This window comes from Marinobacter lipolyticus (assembly GCF_018424605.1).
Lineage (GTDB): Bacteria > Pseudomonadota > Gammaproteobacteria > Pseudomonadales > Oleiphilaceae > Marinobacter > Marinobacter lipolyticus_B.
The window spans coordinates 181931-197155 of record NZ_QTKT01000002.1 but is presented as its reverse complement, the minus strand read 5'-3'; the positions used below and the strand labels follow the sequence as shown (position 1 = coordinate 197155).

General features: G+C 59.7%; 20 protein-coding genes. 7 read left to right on the top strand and 13 right to left on the bottom strand.

Going from position 1 to position 15225, the window contains the following annotated elements; translation table 11 throughout:
* The first annotated feature begins 151 nt into the window (after window positions 1–151).
* On the top strand, window positions 152–1084 hold the full coding sequence (rluF, locus tag DYI22_RS03345) for a 23S rRNA pseudouridine(2604) synthase RluF (protein WP_213476623.1): 933 nt from the start codon (window positions 152–154) through the stop codon (window positions 1082–1084).
* Between the two features lie 18 nt (window positions 1085–1102).
* On the opposite strand, the gene DYI22_RS03340 is transcribed toward rluF, so the two are convergent.
* The 8 genes from DYI22_RS03340 to DYI22_RS03305 all read right to left on the bottom strand — a co-directional run bounded on the left by DYI22_RS03340 (window position 1103) and on the right by DYI22_RS03305 (window position 7119).
* The gene (locus tag DYI22_RS03340; RefSeq protein ID WP_213476622.1) at window positions 1103–1636 is read right to left on the bottom strand and encodes a hypothetical protein; all 534 of its coding nucleotides are present in this window, start codon (window positions 1634–1636) and stop codon (window positions 1103–1105) included.
* A gap of 134 nt (window positions 1637–1770) precedes the next feature.
* The gene (locus DYI22_RS03335; protein ID WP_213476878.1) at window positions 1771–2115 is read right to left on the bottom strand and encodes a YdbL family protein; all 345 of its coding nucleotides are present in this window, start codon (window positions 2113–2115) and stop codon (window positions 1771–1773) included.
* A gap of 29 nt (window positions 2116–2144) precedes the next feature.
* Complete coding sequence (locus tag DYI22_RS03330; protein ID WP_213476621.1) at window positions 2145–2360, bottom strand: YnbE family lipoprotein; 216 nt, start codon at window positions 2358–2360, stop codon at window positions 2145–2147.
* Window positions 2357–3874: a YdbH domain-containing protein gene (locus DYI22_RS03325; RefSeq protein WP_213476620.1), complete on the bottom strand. Its 1518-nt coding sequence runs from the start codon at window positions 3872–3874 to the stop codon at window positions 2357–2359. The genes DYI22_RS03330 and DYI22_RS03325 overlap by 4 nt, the downstream gene beginning before the upstream one ends.
* A 47-nt stretch (window positions 3875–3921) precedes the next feature.
* Window positions 3922–5487, bottom strand: a complete 1566-nt coding sequence (locus DYI22_RS03320; protein WP_323132860.1) for a bifunctional GNAT family N-acetyltransferase/carbon-nitrogen hydrolase family protein — start codon at window positions 5485–5487, stop codon at window positions 3922–3924.
* A 31-nt stretch (window positions 5488–5518) separates the two neighbouring features.
* On the bottom strand, window positions 5519–6076 hold the full coding sequence (gene thpR / locus DYI22_RS03315; protein WP_213476619.1) for an RNA 2',3'-cyclic phosphodiesterase: 558 nt from the start codon (window positions 6074–6076) through the stop codon (window positions 5519–5521).
* Between the two features lie 8 nt (window positions 6077–6084).
* Window positions 6085–6777 (bottom strand): SDR family oxidoreductase, encoded by a 693-nt coding sequence (locus DYI22_RS03310; protein ID WP_213476618.1) that lies wholly within the window; start codon window positions 6775–6777, stop codon window positions 6085–6087.
* 27 nt (window positions 6778–6804) lie between these two features.
* Window positions 6805–7119, bottom strand: coding sequence for a DUF2007 domain-containing protein (locus DYI22_RS03305; RefSeq protein ID WP_213476617.1), 315 nt, complete (start codon window positions 7117–7119; stop codon window positions 6805–6807).
* A 126-nt stretch (window positions 7120–7245) separates the two neighbouring features.
* On the opposite strand from DYI22_RS03305, the gene DYI22_RS03300 reads away from it, so the two are divergent.
* The 3 genes from DYI22_RS03300 (at window position 7246) to DYI22_RS03290 (ending at window position 9135) form a co-directional block, all read left to right on the top strand.
* Window positions 7246–7917 carry an SOS response-associated peptidase gene (locus DYI22_RS03300; RefSeq protein WP_213476616.1) on the top strand — a complete coding sequence of 224 codons (672 nt, stop codon included), beginning with the start codon at window positions 7246–7248 and terminating at the stop codon, window positions 7915–7917.
* Window positions 7918–7986: 69 nt separating this feature from the next.
* Complete coding sequence (locus DYI22_RS03295) at window positions 7987–8490, top strand: C40 family peptidase (RefSeq protein ID WP_213476615.1); 504 nt, start codon at window positions 7987–7989, stop codon at window positions 8488–8490.
* A gap of 18 nt (window positions 8491–8508) precedes the next feature.
* Window positions 8509–9135 (top strand): hypothetical protein, encoded by a 627-nt coding sequence (locus DYI22_RS03290; RefSeq protein ID WP_213476614.1) that lies wholly within the window; start codon window positions 8509–8511, stop codon window positions 9133–9135.
* Between the two features lie 22 nt (window positions 9136–9157).
* Here the strand turns inward: DYI22_RS03290 and DYI22_RS03285 are convergent, their stop codons facing one another.
* On the bottom strand, window positions 9158–9631 hold the full coding sequence (locus tag DYI22_RS03285) for a DUF4442 domain-containing protein (RefSeq protein WP_213476613.1): 474 nt from the start codon (window positions 9629–9631) through the stop codon (window positions 9158–9160).
* Window positions 9632–9735: 104 nt separating this feature from the next.
* Complete coding sequence (locus tag DYI22_RS03280; protein ID WP_213476612.1) at window positions 9736–10344, bottom strand: LysE/ArgO family amino acid transporter; 609 nt, start codon at window positions 10342–10344, stop codon at window positions 9736–9738.
* An 88-nt stretch (window positions 10345–10432) separates the two neighbouring features.
* On the opposite strand from DYI22_RS03280, the gene DYI22_RS03275 reads away from it, so the two are divergent.
* Window positions 10433–11308, top strand: a complete 876-nt coding sequence (locus DYI22_RS03275; RefSeq protein ID WP_213476611.1) for a LysR family transcriptional regulator ArgP — start codon at window positions 10433–10435, stop codon at window positions 11306–11308.
* On the opposite strand, the gene DYI22_RS03270 is transcribed toward DYI22_RS03275, so the two are convergent.
* On the bottom strand, window positions 11298–11888 hold the full coding sequence (locus DYI22_RS03270; RefSeq protein ID WP_213476610.1) for a CPBP family intramembrane glutamic endopeptidase: 591 nt from the start codon (window positions 11886–11888) through the stop codon (window positions 11298–11300). The two genes, DYI22_RS03275 and DYI22_RS03270, sit on opposite strands and share 11 nt — an antisense overlap.
* A complete protein-coding gene (locus DYI22_RS03265) occupies window positions 11889–12743 on the bottom strand; it encodes a crotonase/enoyl-CoA hydratase family protein (RefSeq protein ID WP_213476609.1) in 855 nt (284 codons plus the stop codon).
* A 191-nt stretch (window positions 12744–12934) separates the two neighbouring features.
* Between DYI22_RS03265 and DYI22_RS03260 the strand changes: the two genes are divergently transcribed.
* Window positions 12935–14389, top strand: a complete 1455-nt coding sequence (locus DYI22_RS03260) for a catalase (protein ID WP_213476608.1) — start codon at window positions 12935–12937, stop codon at window positions 14387–14389.
* Here DYI22_RS03260 and DYI22_RS03255 read toward each other — a convergent pair.
* Entirely contained in the window at window positions 14386–14715 is a 330-nt protein-coding gene (locus DYI22_RS03255) for an antibiotic biosynthesis monooxygenase family protein (protein ID WP_213476607.1), read from the bottom strand. The two genes, DYI22_RS03260 and DYI22_RS03255, sit on opposite strands and share 4 nt — an antisense overlap.
* A 268-nt stretch (window positions 14716–14983) precedes the next feature.
* Here DYI22_RS03255 and DYI22_RS03250 point away from each other — a divergent pair, with 268 nt between their 5' ends.
* On the top strand, window positions 14984–15190 hold the full coding sequence (locus DYI22_RS03250; RefSeq protein ID WP_213476606.1) for a cold-shock protein: 207 nt from the start codon (window positions 14984–14986) through the stop codon (window positions 15188–15190).
* Window positions 15191–15225: the final 35 nt, after the last annotated feature.

Sequence of the window (15225 nt, the reverse complement as noted above, 5' to 3'; positions counted from 1 at the left end):
AAGTTAAAGAATCACGGGCCATAACACAATTGCGCTCAGGTAGGGCTTGAGCGTTCACTGACGCTTTCCCGCGACCCTGTTATCATGCATTCACCAATACACACGCCACCGCACACTCCACAGCACAACGTTTACTCATCACAGGGCCTCTATGACCTCCGGAAACTCCACCCGTCTCAATAAATACATCAGCGAGAGCGGCATGTGCTCGCGGCGGGAAGCGGATCGTTATATCGAGCAGGGCAACGTCCATATCAATGGCAAGCGCGCCAGCGTTGGCGATCAGGTGCTGCCCGGCGATACCGTCAAGGTGAATGGCCAGGTGATCGAGCCTCGCTCCGAGGACGAACTGGTGTTCATCGCGCTCAACAAACCGGTAGGCATTGTCAGCACCACCGACAGCGCGGAGAAGCACAACATTCAGCGATTTGTGGGCCACAGTGAGAGGATTTTCCCGATTGGCCGGCTCGACAAGGATTCCCAGGGGCTGATCTTCATGACCAGCAATGGTGATCTGGTCAACAAGATTCTTCGGGCCGGCAACAATCACGAAAAGGAATATCTGGTCACCGTCGACAAGCCTGTCACCGCGGCGTTTATCAAGGGCATGGCCAGTGGCGTGCCGATTCTGGGCACGGTCACCAAACGATGCAAGGTCAGCCAGGAATCCCGCTTTGTCTTCCGCATTACGCTGGTGCAGGGCCTGAACCGGCAGATCCGCCGCATGTGTGAGCATTTCGGCTACGAGGTCACCCGACTGGAACGGGTCCGCATCATGAATGTCAGCCTGAAAGACCTGCCCGTCGGACAGTGGCGCGACCTGACACAACAGGAATTGACCAAACTGTTCGACGCCATACGGGACTCTTCGTCGGAAGCGCCCGAAACCGGCAAGAAACAACCGGGAAAAAAGCCACCGCGCAAGGCAAAGTCTGGCACCGCCGGGATTACCTCGGGCAAGCCTGCTGGCCGCAACGGACACCCCTCCCGGCACAAACCGGCCGGAGCGGGTGCGAAGCCGACGGCGAAGCGCCGCAAACCTGGCAAACTTGGCAAACCCCGGCAGCGAAGCACCAAGCGCTAGCCGGCCCCGGCTCGGTGATCAGAGCGTACGGACAATCTTCGCGTGATGATGCTCTAGCTCCGCAACCGCGGCTTTCAGCTGGTCACCGCTACGGGCATGGACGGTCAGTACATACTCGCCTTTTTTCAAGGCGGACTGTGCCGCCTGGGCGTAACGGGCATGGTCAGGCCGCAGCGTTACCAGTCCGCCTGCCATCAGGCCGATAGCACCACCGATCGCCGTCAATACAATAGCGGCCATCACCGCACTCTGGCGGATGAACTCGATGCCCGAGGCAAACAGCACAAAGAAAAGCAGCGCACCGGCAACCGCGCCCAGCAGGCCGAGGCCAATGTGGGCACGAACCAGAGTACGCCAGATACCGCCGGCCTCCGGTTCGATCTGTCGCTCCTGATGGGCATCCTCAGGTGACAGCAGCTTTATCTGGGCGCCTTCAAGGCCGGCCGTGCCCGACAGGGCCTTGACCGCCCGGTGAGCCTCTGTTTCGTTGGAGAACACCGCTGCCACCTTGTGATCGGCGGATTCTCCGGTTACCGCAACCGCTGGTTTCATGGTACACCTCCCTTGCAGAGAGTAAGGTCAGGTCTCCAACACATTCCTCAACGTGCTATCCACTACCATGGTACCGCGCCCGGGTTTTTTCCAGATTCATTAACAGGAAATAATGGTGTCCCCAGCGCCACCCGTTATTTTTTCACCCACTGCCCGTCGACCAGCACAAACTGACCGGAGGGCGTCTTCTCAACGGCTTTTTGTCCCGCGACGGTCTCCACCTGGGTGACCGGGATGCCATGCTTTTCGGCAATGCGGGTATATTCGTCCCGGCGCGCCGTGTTGATGGCTTCCACCACCTCCCGAGCTTCCGCTTCAGGCCGCACCACGTCGAGATAACCCGTTGGCGTCTCGCCGACCAGCCCCTGCTGTTTCACTGCGTCCAGCTTCTGCTTGGCTTCATCCAGCCCCATGGCCAATGCAGACGTTGTCATGCCCAATGCAAGAATGAAGGCGCCCAGTTGTAGCAGTCGTTTCATCATCAACTCCTTAATATGTCCGGCCTAACTCAGAACAGGCCCTGTTCACTGAACAGTTCATCCACTTCCTTATCCACCTTGACGTAGATCTCATGCTCGATCTTGACGTTCAGGTTGACCGTAATCGGCTCCTTCGGTGCCGCCATCTGCACCGTCGGCGTGCAGGCGTAGAACGCCAGCGGCACCGTGAGCAACATCAGCACTCGAGCCGCACGCGAACGCTGCGACCGCACTACATTCATCATGGCACTGCCTCCTGCCCGGATTGTTGCAGTCGTTCCCGAACACGTTCGGTCACGGCCTCATTGACCCTGCCACTCAACTGAAGGCTGGTTAACAGGGCGGGAATATCCTCTTCCAGATTGACATTGAGCACCACCGGCTGCCCTCCCCGGACATCGGGATTCTCACCCTCCAGCCGGAGATCAAGCGTCAGCGTGCCCCTGTTATCGTAGTCTATCGTGCTATCCAGCACCGAATAGTGAAAATTCTGCAAAGCCCGCACCACCAGATCCATGGCCTGGTTGCCACCAAGCATTCCCTGCAGCCGATCGGCGGGAAGCTTGAGCAGTCCGCCGGGTGCGCGAGCGGAGAGTTCCCCGCCCCTGACTTCTATCCCCTGGTCGCTGATCCTGACCGGAATACGCCCGGTGAGCTGACCGATTCCCTCAAGGCCCTCGGTGGGATAGACCTGCAACAGTTCCGACAATGAGATGTCATAAAGCCCGATGGGAATCAGCAAGTCGTTTGCGGCGAAATCCAGGGTGCCGGGCGCCACCCTCATTCGGCCGCCGAGAAACCCGGCCGTAGCCTGTTGGATGTCGAGCTTGCCAGCGAGAGGGTTGGCCCGGGGCGCCCTGTATTCCGCCAGCACTTGCGCAGGGCCGATGGCAATGCCGGGATTGATCTGGTCGATGGTCACGTCACGGGCGCGGGCAACCAGCATCTGCTCCTCGAGACTGACCTTCAGAAAGCCGTTCAGGCCCGAGACCGCGGTACGGTCGACGACCCCGGCGACCCGCTCAAAGTGGAGCTGACCGTCCATCTCTACGGGCCGATCGCCCTGCTTCCTGAGGGTCAGTCCGGCAATTATCCGGCCCGAACTCAGTATCACTGACTTCGGCCAGCCGGAAAGCGTACCCGCGAGGGCGTCACCGCCTTTTTGCCCCTTCGCTGTCGCGTCGATCCGGGCGGCGATAAATTCACTGGCAACGCGCCGGACCTCCAGATCGGCCACCAGCCCGGCTTCCGACTGCGCCTGCCCCCAAACGCGCAAATCCGACGGTGAGCCATTCAAAGCGCCCGCGAACTGCCAGCCTTGGGGCTGGAGGAGGGGGTGACCCAGAGTATCAAGAGTGATTACCACGTCACCGGAAACGGTAACTCGCTCAGAAAGAGGGCCAGCGCCTTTTAGCTTCACGCTCAGTTTGACGCCGCTGAGATCGACCTGAACACCGCTCAGGTGCAGAGGGGATTCCGATGCGGTCTGGACAATCTGCTTTGCGTACAGTCGGGACCCTGGCCGAAAGTAAACCGTGGCAACCCGATTGTCCGCTTCAACCGCAGTTCTCACATCCGCCCGCAGACCGCTTAACGACCAGCCCTCGGCATTGATATCTGGCAACGCCAGCTCGATCTTGCCCTGCTGGAGGAGGAATGACCAATTGGCGGCAAGGGCGGGCTGCGCGTACAGAGCGATCATCACCAGAACAGCAAGAAGGCTCCATCGCTTCCATCGCAGGGGCCCATTTAATGGCAAGACGACGCTCCTATCGGTGATGCTTGGGATTGAGTCCGGATCCGGGGCTATTCCCCACGCCAGGTCACGCTGTAAAGATCGTGACGACGATCCTGAAGGTTTTTCACGGTACCACTGTTGCGAGCGGTGATCAGCACTTCCGGTCGCAGATCCGCAAAGGCCACCGTTTCCACGTTGGGTTCGGTATCAGCAGCTATACCATCCCGGGCAAACGGGAAATCACAGGGCGTGAGTATACAGCTCTGGCCGTACTGGATTTCCATGTTTGGCACCTTTGGCAGGTTGCCCACGTTGCCGGACATCACCACATACACCTGGTTCTCCACCGCTCTGGCCTGACAGCAATAACGCACCCGCAGATAACTCTGGCGCTCATCGGTACAGAACGGCACGAAGATAATATGCGCGCCCTGATCCACCAGGTGGCGGGTCAGTTCCGGAAATTCCGCATCGTAGCAGATCAGCACCCCGATCGTTCCGCAGTCGGTCTCAATGGCACTGACGCGGTTACCTCCCTGCACCCCCCACCAGAACGCCTCATTCGGCGTCGGATGAATCTTGGGCTGAGTGAAAACCTGACCATCGCGGAGGAACACAAACGCCATGTTGCGGATAGTGCCGTCGTCTTCGCGGATCGGGGTCGAGCCGGCAACGATATTGATGTTGTAGCGTAGCGCCAGGTCGCGCATCAGTTGCCGGTATCGTTCGGCATAGTGGGTGACCGCGGCAAAGGTTTCTGCCGGGCTGCCCTTGCGCGCCTCGATGGATAGCAACTGGAGCGTGAAGAGCTCCGGAAATACGACGAAATCACCCTTGTAGGTGGAGACAACATCCACGAAGTAGCGGACGATTTCGCTGAACTCGTCGAATGACCCCACCGGCCGTTGCTGATACTGTACCGTGCCGATGCGAACCGTATCCCGCATCCGCTGACCATAGCGTTTGCGCCGCTCGTTCTTCTCGATGCGGGGCACTTTCGGATTACGCCAGACAAGATGAATGCCATAGCCCATGGAGTCGTGGTCGGCATCGAGGTAATGGGGGATAACGCCATGAATCTCGAAGCCCTGATTAAGCTGGAACGACAGCACCGGATCTTTCTGTTCCTTACGTTTGATGGCCTCCACATACTCGTCAACACCGCCGAACTTTTTCAGCCGCTGCCGCAGGCTCGGCAGGCGCCCAACGAACACCACCCCCTGCAGATCCAGCGCCTGGCACAGCTGCTTGCGTTCGTTATACAGCCGCTCTCCAATGCGATAACCGCGGCACTCGGGGTCAACACAGACTTCCATGCCGTAAAGCCAGTCACCATCTGCATCGTGCCGTGAGGCATAGCCGTTGCCGGTAATGGAAGTCCAGTCGTGGGGCACCAGCGCCACATCCTCGGCAATCCGAAAGGTTGCGCAATAACCCACCACCTCATCCCCCAGCATGGCGACAAACTGCCCCTCCGGGAACGTGTTACTCTGACCGGTCAGCGGCCCCTTGGTGTAGCCATACATACCGGTGCCTTCGTACACCCGCCGGCTGAGCAGAATAATACCGGGAATGTCGGCAGAGTGGCGTTGCGAACATACAGACGTTGATCGGGGTCGGAAAACGGCGGGCACATAGACACCTCGAAAAAGGCGTTGAGAGTTTCTAATCTTTGGTAGCCGGAGACGGATTCGTCAAGCGGAAGCGTTCGACCACGCCATAGGCAGAACCGTGTTCTCCGGGGCTACTCTCGAAAAGCACAAACTCGGTGACCGTATAGTGACCGAACACGGCGTCATGGTGATTGGCCAGCAACGCTTCCACGGAGCCGGGCCGTTTACCGAACCGGGACACGGTAACATGGGGGCAGAATGGCCTGGCATCGGGGGTAAAGCCCAGAGCAGCCATGCGAACCGTCAGCGCTTCCCTCAGTTCCGAAATGGCTGCCAGTGGCTGTACGCCGGCCCAAAGGTGTCGCGGCTGGTGTGGCTGGCCGAAACAGCCAAGGCCGGCAATCTCCAGTTCGAACCCGCACATCGGCAGGTCCCTTGCCGCCGCACACACCTCAGCCGCGTTGCTTTGCTCCACGCTTCCCAGGAACAACAGCGTAATGTGCAGCTGCGCACCGGTCTGCCAGCGGGCGCCGGACACCGGAGCTTGTAACTGCAGCAATTTCTGTTTGATCTCGTCTGGCACTTCCAGCCCGAAGAATAGCCGGGACACAGTCGCTCCTACTCCGCTGAGGGCGTGGGCCTGACCAGGATTTCGTTGACATCGACATGGGCCGGTTGCGCCACGGCGTACATCACCGCATTGGCGATATCCTCCGGTTTCAGGGCATGGGCCGGCGGTTCGTCGAAAAATGGCGTATCCACCATACCGGGCTCGATAAGCGTTACCCGGATACCGGAACCGCGAAGCTCTTCCCGCACACCGTAGCCGATGGCGGATACCGCCCATTTGGTCGCGCTGTACATGGAGCCGGGAATGGTGACACGCCCCGCCGCCGAGCCGGTCAGTAGCAAATGACCCTTGCTCTCGCGAAGCGCCGGGAGACAGTGTTGAACGGTCAGGCCAACACCGTAAATATTGGTCAGGATCATATCTTTCCAGACCTCCGGGTCGGCCTTGCTGAAGCCCCCGGGCTCGCCACCCCGGCCAGCATTGGCAAACACCGCATCGATACGGCCGAAGCGCTCCAGGGCCTGCTCCACCATGTGTTGCTGGTCTTCACCACTCTGAACGTCGCAGTGAACGGTGAGTACCTGGGTGTCACCGCCGAGTTCCTGTTGCAGCCCCCGCAGACGGTCTTCCGAGCGGGCCGCCAGTACCAGCCGGTAACCTTGCTCAGACGCGGCTCGGGCAGTTGCAGCGCCAATGCCTGACGAGGCGCCGGTGATCAGCAGAACGGGTTGGCTTGCCATTGCAGTGTTCTCCTTGCGGTTCAATCACTAAAAATTAAGAAGAATCAGCCCGATGACTGCCAGCACCAGCAAAAACCAGCGGGCGTAGTCATCCGGCCGGTCTTCCCCATCACCGGTCACCACCCGGCCGTAGCCGGACGATTCGTATTCCGAGACCAGTTGCCGCGCACGGTACAGATCCTCGTCCGCGACGTGAACATTACTGAACCCTGCAGTGCCGATTTCGCCCATGGCCCCTTGCAGATAGTGACCACCCACGTAGGTTTCTATGCCATTGGCCTCCAGCAGGCCGGCCACGATGTGAGCCTCGGTGATATCCCGGGCCCGATAGGCTATTTGCACCACCCTGCTCCTTATGTACGTGTTCGCCGAGGAATTCGCCACACCGAAAGGCTATTATCTGAAGCATAGTCGAAAAATACTGCCCTCCTCACACCACGACAGCCAACACAACAGGCGACAACGACCATGTGCGGACGCTTCACCTTCTACACCCCGCCAGACACCCTGATTCTTGAGTTTTTTCCGGAAGGCATGGAGGTGGATGGCAAGTTCGGGCCCAGCTACAACATTCCCCCGGGCGTTGGTATTCCGATGATCCGCAGCACGATGAACGGCACCCTGGTCATGGCCCACTCCCACTGGGGGTTTCGCCCGGTGTGGGCCGAGGGCAAAAAAGCCCCGACGCCGATCAATGCCCGGGCAGAAACCGTAGCCACCTCCGCTTACTTCCGCGACGCTTTTGCTGAGCACCGCTGCCTGATTCCCGCCAACGGCTGGTATGAGTGGAAACAAAGCGAAGGCGCCAAGACGCCTTACTACATCACATCCGCCAACAGCACCCGGCACTCAACCTTGTTCTTTGCCGGTCTGTGGACCCCGCGGGAAGGCGATGACACCACCGCCTGCGCCATCATTACCGAACCGGCAAGCGAGCCCCTGAAGCACATCCACGATCGTCAGCCGGTGGTCCTTGAACCTGATTGCCTGCGGGACTGGCTGAACCCAGCGCTCACGGAGCGCCCCGGTATACGGGCGGCCACCCACCGCCTCGACGCCACCCACCTGCAGGCCTATGTGGTGTCTGATCAGGTGAATAACCCCAGGCACGACTCCGCCGAGCTGATTCGCCGCGTATAAACCGTAACCTGACATGCCACCGAATGAATAATACAGTGATAAGCAAGAACAAACCGTCAGGGTCTTAACATGCGTACGCCGTTCCGATACATCCTCATTCTGTGCCTTTCAGCTCTGACGCTGGCCGGCTGTGCCAGTAACCAGCGCCTGAAAAGTGGCCAGGCCAGCGAGCCGGTGTATCTGCCCGCCCAGGAGACTCAGGAATCCGTCAAGGCCCAAAAGCTCTGGCAAGTGTTCGAGCGCTACCAGGGCGCGCCTTATCAGTACGGTGGAACCACGGCCAACGGTTTCGACTGCTCCGGTTTTATTCTCACCGCCTACCGGGAAGGACTGGGGCGGCAACTGCCCCGCACCACCTCGCAAATGCTCGCTTACGGCGACAAGGTGCATCCGGGCAACATCCAGCCCGGAGATGTGGTTTTCTTCCGTATCGGCGGCAAAGAACAGCACGCCGGTATTTACATGGGCGGTGACCGGTTCATCCACGCCTCCACGTCTGTGGGCGTGACCCAGTCATCCATGACCGGTTACTACTGGAAAGGCCGCTTCACTCAGGCCCGACGCTTTGACTGATTGCGGAGCACTGCCACCATGGGATATCTGCGGTTTCTCTGCGGTGTGATCATCGCCCTGCCCCTGAGCCTGCCCGCAGCCGCGGATACGGAACTCATGCCTTTTGCCGGCTTTCGCATGGGCGGCGAGTTTGACACCAGCGACCGCTCTGACGATTCCGAGGGTCAGGTGGATCTGAAAGACACGGAGAGTTATGGCATCGTTCTGAACGTGGATCTGGCGGAGCCCGGCAAGCAGCTTGAGCTTTACCTGGGCCGGCAGGACACAACGGCGGAACTTTCCGATGGCCTGCTGACCCCCGCCAGAGACCGTGTGGATGTCACCATTACCCAGCTGCAGTTCGGCGGGCTGTATTTCCCGGGAGGCCAGATGACCGGCGGGTTTGTATCAGGTGTCGCCGGGGTTACCCGGCTCGACCCGAAACCATCTGGCCTGGATGCCGACCACCGGGCTTCCCTGTCCATTGGCGGCGGATACAAGTTTGCGGTTAACGAGCACCTCCGCCTGCGACTGGACCTGCGAGGCATCTACACGGTACTGGACAGCGGCGGTTCGGTGTTCTGCTCCGGCGGCTGTGACATTCGCTTCGAGAGCAACGGGTATTTTCAGGTGGAGGCCGCCGCCGGGCTGGCCGTGCGTTTCTGACAAGCCTCTGCAGCGGCGTTAATCAACTCCGCTTGCGGCGTACGTACAACACCTTGTGCACCCGCGCGACCAGTTCCCCGGTTTCGTCAACAACATCCACGTTCCATTCCGGCAGCATCTTGTCGCCATCCGCGGTGGCCGCGCGGATTTCCTCAACACGCTCCGGAGGCAGCTCGAAGTGAGCCGATACCGTGCCTTTACCGGGGCGGATGAAATCGATACTCGCCGACTTGTCCCACACGATGTAGTCATTACCCAGCTGCCGCATCAGCAGCAACATGTACATGGGGTCCGCCATGCTGTACAGCGAGCCGCCGAAGTGGGTGCCCACGTAGTTGGTGTTATACCAATGCTGTCTCAGTTCGACGGTGGCGGAACTGAAATCCTCGGCGATGTGGGTCACTTTGACCCCGGCACCGAGGTAAGGAGCAAAGGTGGACAGGAAGCGGCGCATGGCGCCGGCACTGGCAAACCAGCGGCGGATGGTGGAATTCATGGGTGCTCCTCGGATCACAGAACGATGGGTCAATCCCCGGATAGCAAGCTATGTTCCAGCCGGAGTGCCCTTTTTGCAAGAGAATTCATACGATCGTTTGAATTCTAGATCCCGCCCCCGACGGCAAGGTGAATGGCGATGGCGGCCATCATCAGACCGATCACGCCATCAATGAGCCGCCAGGCCACCGGGCGTGACAGCACCGGCGCTAGCGCAGAGCCGCCCCACGCCAGCATCCCGAACCAGAGGACGGAAGCGCTGCTGGCGCCAGCGACAAAGGTGGTGGCGTCTTCCTGCTGAGCCCCCACCGCCGGTATCAGCAGCAGGGTGTCGAGATACACCTGGGGGTTCAGCAAAGTAACCGCGAGGGTGGTAAACAGCACCCCTTTCAGGCTCCGCTTCGTGACTTCACCGGCTTCCAGTGCCGCCCTGCCACGGCCGGCGCGAACGAAGGCCTGAAGGGCCAGCCAGCCGAGGAAAACAACGCCCAGCCAGCGCAGGATCTCCAGAGCCTCGGGCATGGCCATCAGGGCGGCGCTGACACCAAACATGCCCAGGGTGAACAGGGTGACATCCGCCACCATGCACAACCCCGCCGACCACCAATGGTGTTCGCGGCGGATTGCCTGGCTCAGCACGTAGGCATTCTGGGCGCCGATGGCGATGATGATGCCGCCACACACGATCAGACCGGTCAGGTAACTCTCCAGCACGTTGCAAACTCCTTATTCAATAGCGCAAGCATATCCGGCAAACGCTATACTTAAAATTCATCTTGTTAATGCTGCATCACTTTTGCTTATGATTGACTATAAACTTCTGGAGGCGCTGGCGACTGTCATTGAGACTGGCGGGTTCGAGCGTGCCGGCGCGTTGCTGGGCCTGAGCCAGTCCGCCATTTCCCAACGGATCCGCACGCTGGAGATCCGGCTGGGCCAGCCAGTGCTGGTTCGTAATCCGGTACCGCGAGCGACGCCGGCCGGGCAACGCCTGCTCAATCACGTTCAACAGGTACAGCTGCTGGAGCGGGACCTGGCCAGATCCATTCCGGCGCTCTCAGAACCCGCCGCGCGGCTGCGCATTGCCCTGAACGCGGATAGCCTTGCGACCTGGTGGGCAGCAGCCGTTGGCGACTTCTGTACGGCTGAGGGCCTGTTGCTGGATCTGGTTATAGAGGATCAGGACATCGGTCTGCGCCGGATGCGTGAAGGAGACGTGGCCGCCTGCCTCTGCAGCAGTTCCCAACCGGTTGCGGGTGCCCGCTGTGTTCCGATCGGCACCATGACCTATATGCCACTGGCAACTCCGGAGTACGTTCAGCGTTTTTTTGCAGACGGCCTGTCCGAAACCCGCCTGCAACACGCCCCCGCAATTGTCTTTGGGCCGAATGACCAGCTGCAACACAGATTTCTGGCCCAGTGCGGGTACCATGGTACTTTTCCCCACCACCTCTGCCCTTCCTCGGAAGGGTTCGTAAAACTGGCACTGGCCGGCATGGGGTACGGCATGATTCCGGCGATTCAGGCAGGCCCGGAACTTGAGGCCGAGAGGTTGGTGAGCATCGCGCCCTCCCAAACCCTGGAAGTGCAGCTATATTGGCATTTCTGGCGTCACGGCGGCGGCGTCATGGACCGCCTGACCAACGCCATACGCTCGGCTGCCACGTTCAGCCCCTGACACCAAACCACCGCGGAAACCGGAGCAGGCAGTAAAGGGCGATCATGTCGTAGACGGCGTGCCAGATCATCACCATCGCCAGGCTTTCGGACAACACATAAGCCGTCCCGAGTATGACACCAAGGCCGGTGGCGACCAGAAAATAGGTGAAGGACACATAGTGCACCAGTCCGAACAGCACCGATGCCACCATCACCGCTGTCACCGCATCGGTGTGCGCCATCAGCCAGCCCTGCAATGCGCCGCGGAACAACAGTTCCTCGCCAATACCCGCCAACAGGGACAACAGGATCAGCACCGCCGGCGAATAGCCGGCGGCAAATTCATACAAGCCCTGCATCTGACGCTCGAGGTTTTCCGGAAACAGGCCCGGCACCCGCGTCAGCACCAGCAATACGGCGTAGGTGGCAGCCGCGCCGAACACCCCGTAGAGAATGCTCGGCCAAAGGCCCGGTCCGTGGAGTAATACGGGAATCCCTAAAACCAGAATGGCAACCAGGCCGAGCACGCCAATGCCGCCCTGGAACATCAGGGCGGCCGTTGGGGAAATACCCGATCCTCGCCGATTCCTCAGTGCCATTTACTGATCAAACAGTGGCTTCACCGGAAACAGCGCATCGTACTGCGGCGCCTGCTTCTGGGCCTTGGCCTGGAAGGTTTTCATCATATCGGTGGGGCGGAACATACCGGCTTGCCAGGTTGCCATGTACCTCAGGCTGTCCTCTACGCTGTGATCACGGCTGTAGTTGAGCATTTCCTTGCAGCCGGTGACCGCCAGGGGTGAATTGGCGGCAATCTGGCCCGCTATCTCCATGACCGCAGCCAGCATGGCGTCCTGATCGGCGTAGACGGAATTCACGAAGCCGAGGCTACGGGCCTCTTCGGCAGAGAATTTACGCCCGGTGTAGGCCAACTCGCGAACCACGCCTTCCGGCATCAGTTTGGGCAGACGCTGAAGGGTGCCGACGTCCGCGGTCATGCCCAGCTCGGTTTCCTTGATGGTGAAATAGGCGTCTTCGGTGCAGTAACGGCTATCCGCCGCGCAAACCAGATCCAGGGCACCGCCGATGCAGCCACCATGGATGGCGGCCAGAACCGGCAGGCGAATCTTTTCCAGCGATGTCAGGGTGTCCTGTAACTGCAAAACAACCCGGCGCAGGTTCTCCGCCATACGTCCGGGATCCCCGCTCATGGGAACCGCCTTGGAATCGCTGAACACGCCCAGGTCCATCCCGGCGGAAAAATGCTTTCCGGTGGAGGAAATCACGATCACCCGCGCGTCGGTGTTGGCCTCAATATCCTGCATGCAGCGGGGCAGCTCCAGCCAGAACGCCTTGTTCATGGTGTTCAGCGCTTCCGGGCGGCTGAATTGCACATGGGCGATGTGATTGGAGACTTCAACGGAAAAGCTCTGGTAAGTCGCAAGATCTGCCACGCGGCGCTCCTTTATTTTCTGCGATTCGGGTTCAGCTCAGGGGGCAGATTAAACCATGTTCACGCTGCCGTCGCCCACCTTGACGAACCAGGCGTTGGGGGCGAGCATTAAGTGGTTTGACCCAACACAGGTGGGAAGTGACCGACACGCAGTATCCCGATCGTACCTGATCACGAACGAGGAGATGCAAAATGGCGAACAAGGACCAAAAGCCGACCACCAACGATGCGGGTATTCCGGTTGCCAGCGACGAACATTCCCTTTCCGTTGGCCCCGACGGCCCATTGCTGCTGCACGACCACTACCTCATTGAGCAGATGGCCAATTTCAACCGCGAACGTATTCCCGAGCGTCAGCCCCACGCCAAGGGCAGCGGTGCCTTCGGTTACTTCGAAGTGACCGATGACGTCAGAAAATACACCAGGGCCGCGGTATTCCAGCCCGGCACCAAAACCGATGTGGTCATGCGATTTTCCACCGTCGCCGGCGAGCGCGGCAGCCCCGATACCTGGCGGGATCCCCGCGGCTTTTCCATCAAGTTCTACACCCCCGAAGGCAACTACGACATGGTGGGGAACAACACCCCGGTGTTCTTCGTGCGAGACCCGATGAAATTCCAGCACTTCATCCGCTCACAGAAGCGCCGGGCCGATTCGAACCTGCGCGACCACGACATGCAGTGGGATTTCTGGACGCTGTCGCCGGAATCCGCCCACCAGGTCACCTGGCTGATGGGCGACCGGGGCATTCCGAAAACCTGGCGCCATATGAACGGCTATTCCAGCCACACGTACATGTGGGTGAACGCCCAGGGCGAGAAATTCTGGGTGAAGTACCATTTCAAGACCGACCAGGGCATCGACTTTCTGACCCAGGACGAAGCCGATCACCTGGCCGGTGCCGATGCGGACTACCACACCCGCGACCTGTTCGACGCCATCAGCAAGGGCGATTGCCCGAGCTGGACGCTGTACATGCAGATCATGCCGTTCGACGACGCGGAGACCTACCGCTACAACCCCTTCGACCTGACCAAGGTGTGGCCCCACGGGGATTATCCGCTGATCAAGGTCGGCAGGCTCACGCTGAATCGCAACCCGACCGATCACCACACCGAGATCGAGCAGGCGGCCTTTGAACCGAACAACCTGGTGCCGGGTATCGGCATCAGCCCCGACAAGATGCTGCTGGCCCGCGTGTTCTCCTATGCGGACGCTCACCGCGCCCGCCTGGGGGTGAACTACAAGCAGATTCCGGTCAACTCCCCCGTCGCCCCGGTTCACAGCTACACCAAGGACGGCGCCATGCGGGTGCAGAAGGTGGCTGACCCGGTGTATGCGCCCAACTCCAAGGGCGGCCCCAGTGCCGACGGTGATCGCTACCCCACCGATTCCACCTGGCACACCAGCGGTGACATGGTGCGTTCCGCCTACACCCTGCGCCGGGATGACGACGATTTCAGCCAGCCCAGGGCACTGATCAACGACGTCATGGACGATCAGGCGCGGGAGCGACTGGTATCCAACGTGGTGGGCCACCTGAAGGACGGCGTATCAAAGCCGGTTCTGCAGCGTGCGTTCGAGTACTGGAAAAACATCGACCCCGAGATTGGCTCACGGATCGAGAAGCAGTTCCACGAATCCTAGCTCGGGTTTTGGGTGGTGCCAGGCGGAAGCACCACCCACTCCGGCTCCTCAAACTCACCCAGCGGGCGGATGTCCACAAAGGGCGCCGCACTGCGGATAATCTCGCCGATCCGTGGGTCTTTATCTTTCTCCATCGCGTCCCGGGCGGCCTTGCTGTCCCAGGTGGCGATAGCGATCAGTGCCTGCGGATCCCCTATCTTGCGGTGCAGCTCCGTTCCCCGGGCGCCGGGAGCCTGCTGTATCAACTCACTGGCGCGCACCCAGGCGTCGGCGTACTCCTCGGCGGTATGGCCCTCGCGGATGCGCACTTCGAAAATGAACTTCATCGAGCCTCCTTTGCCCCCCCCTACCCGGACGTGCTGGTTATTGCCTATAAGAAATAGCTTTGCATTCCCGTCGGGCAGGAGTACAGTGGCGGTCGTTGGAAAGATTTAGCAAAGCATTTCATCAATAAGACGCTTCTCTGTAGTTTATTCGTAGTGCAACGTCCTGTTTTTGACCACGCAAGTTTTTTGTTTCCCGCAAACCGCTGATCTGTCATCACGCTGATGACCAGACGGCACATAAAATATTTGAATTCAGGATAGTTAAACTATGTCTACTGTTACCGGTACTGTTAAGTTCTTCAACGAATCGAAAGGTTTTGGCTTTATCACTCGTGAAGGCGGCCCGGACGTTTTTGTTCACTACAGCGCCATTCAGGGCGGCGGCTTCAAGACTCTGGCAGAAGGCCAGCAGGTTGATTTCACCGTGACTCAGGGCCAGAAAGGTCCTCAGGCGGAAAATGTTGTTGCTCTGTAAATAACAGGCAATGCATAGAAAAAGGCAGCTTCGGC

Coding starts and splice junctions, on each gene's coding strand:
- DYI22_RS03340 (WP_213476622.1), bottom strand. CDS start 1,636: ATGAAACCAGCGGTTGCGGTAACCGGAGAATCCGCCGATCACAAGGTG.
- rluF (WP_213476623.1), top strand. CDS start 152: ATGACCTCCGGAAACTCCACCCGTCTCAATAAATACATCAGCGAGAGC.
- DYI22_RS03255 (WP_213476607.1), bottom strand. CDS start 14,715: ATGAAGTTCATTTTCGAAGTGCGCATCCGCGAGGGCCATACCGCCGAG.
- DYI22_RS03270 (WP_213476610.1), bottom strand. CDS start 11,888: ATGGCACTGAGGAATCGGCGAGGATCGGGTATTTCCCCAACGGCCGCC.
- DYI22_RS03250 (WP_213476606.1), top strand. CDS start 14,984: ATGTCTACTGTTACCGGTACTGTTAAGTTCTTCAACGAATCGAAAGGT.
- DYI22_RS03335 (WP_213476878.1), bottom strand. CDS start 2,115: ATGAAACGACTGCTACAACTGGGCGCCTTCATTCTTGCATTGGGCATG.
- DYI22_RS03300 (WP_213476616.1), top strand. CDS start 7,246: ATGTGCGGACGCTTCACCTTCTACACCCCGCCAGACACCCTGATTCTT.
- DYI22_RS03260 (WP_213476608.1), top strand. CDS start 12,935: ATGGCGAACAAGGACCAAAAGCCGACCACCAACGATGCGGGTATTCCG.
- DYI22_RS03290 (WP_213476614.1), top strand. CDS start 8,509: ATGGGATATCTGCGGTTTCTCTGCGGTGTGATCATCGCCCTGCCCCTG.
- DYI22_RS03275 (WP_213476611.1), top strand. CDS start 10,433: ATGATTGACTATAAACTTCTGGAGGCGCTGGCGACTGTCATTGAGACT.
- DYI22_RS03295 (WP_213476615.1), top strand. CDS start 7,987: ATGCGTACGCCGTTCCGATACATCCTCATTCTGTGCCTTTCAGCTCTG.
- DYI22_RS03285 (WP_213476613.1), bottom strand. CDS start 9,631: ATGAATTCCACCATCCGCCGCTGGTTTGCCAGTGCCGGCGCCATGCGC.
- DYI22_RS03310 (WP_213476618.1), bottom strand. CDS start 6,777: ATGGCAAGCCAACCCGTTCTGCTGATCACCGGCGCCTCGTCAGGCATT.
- DYI22_RS03330 (WP_213476621.1), bottom strand. CDS start 2,360: ATGATGAATGTAGTGCGGTCGCAGCGTTCGCGTGCGGCTCGAGTGCTG.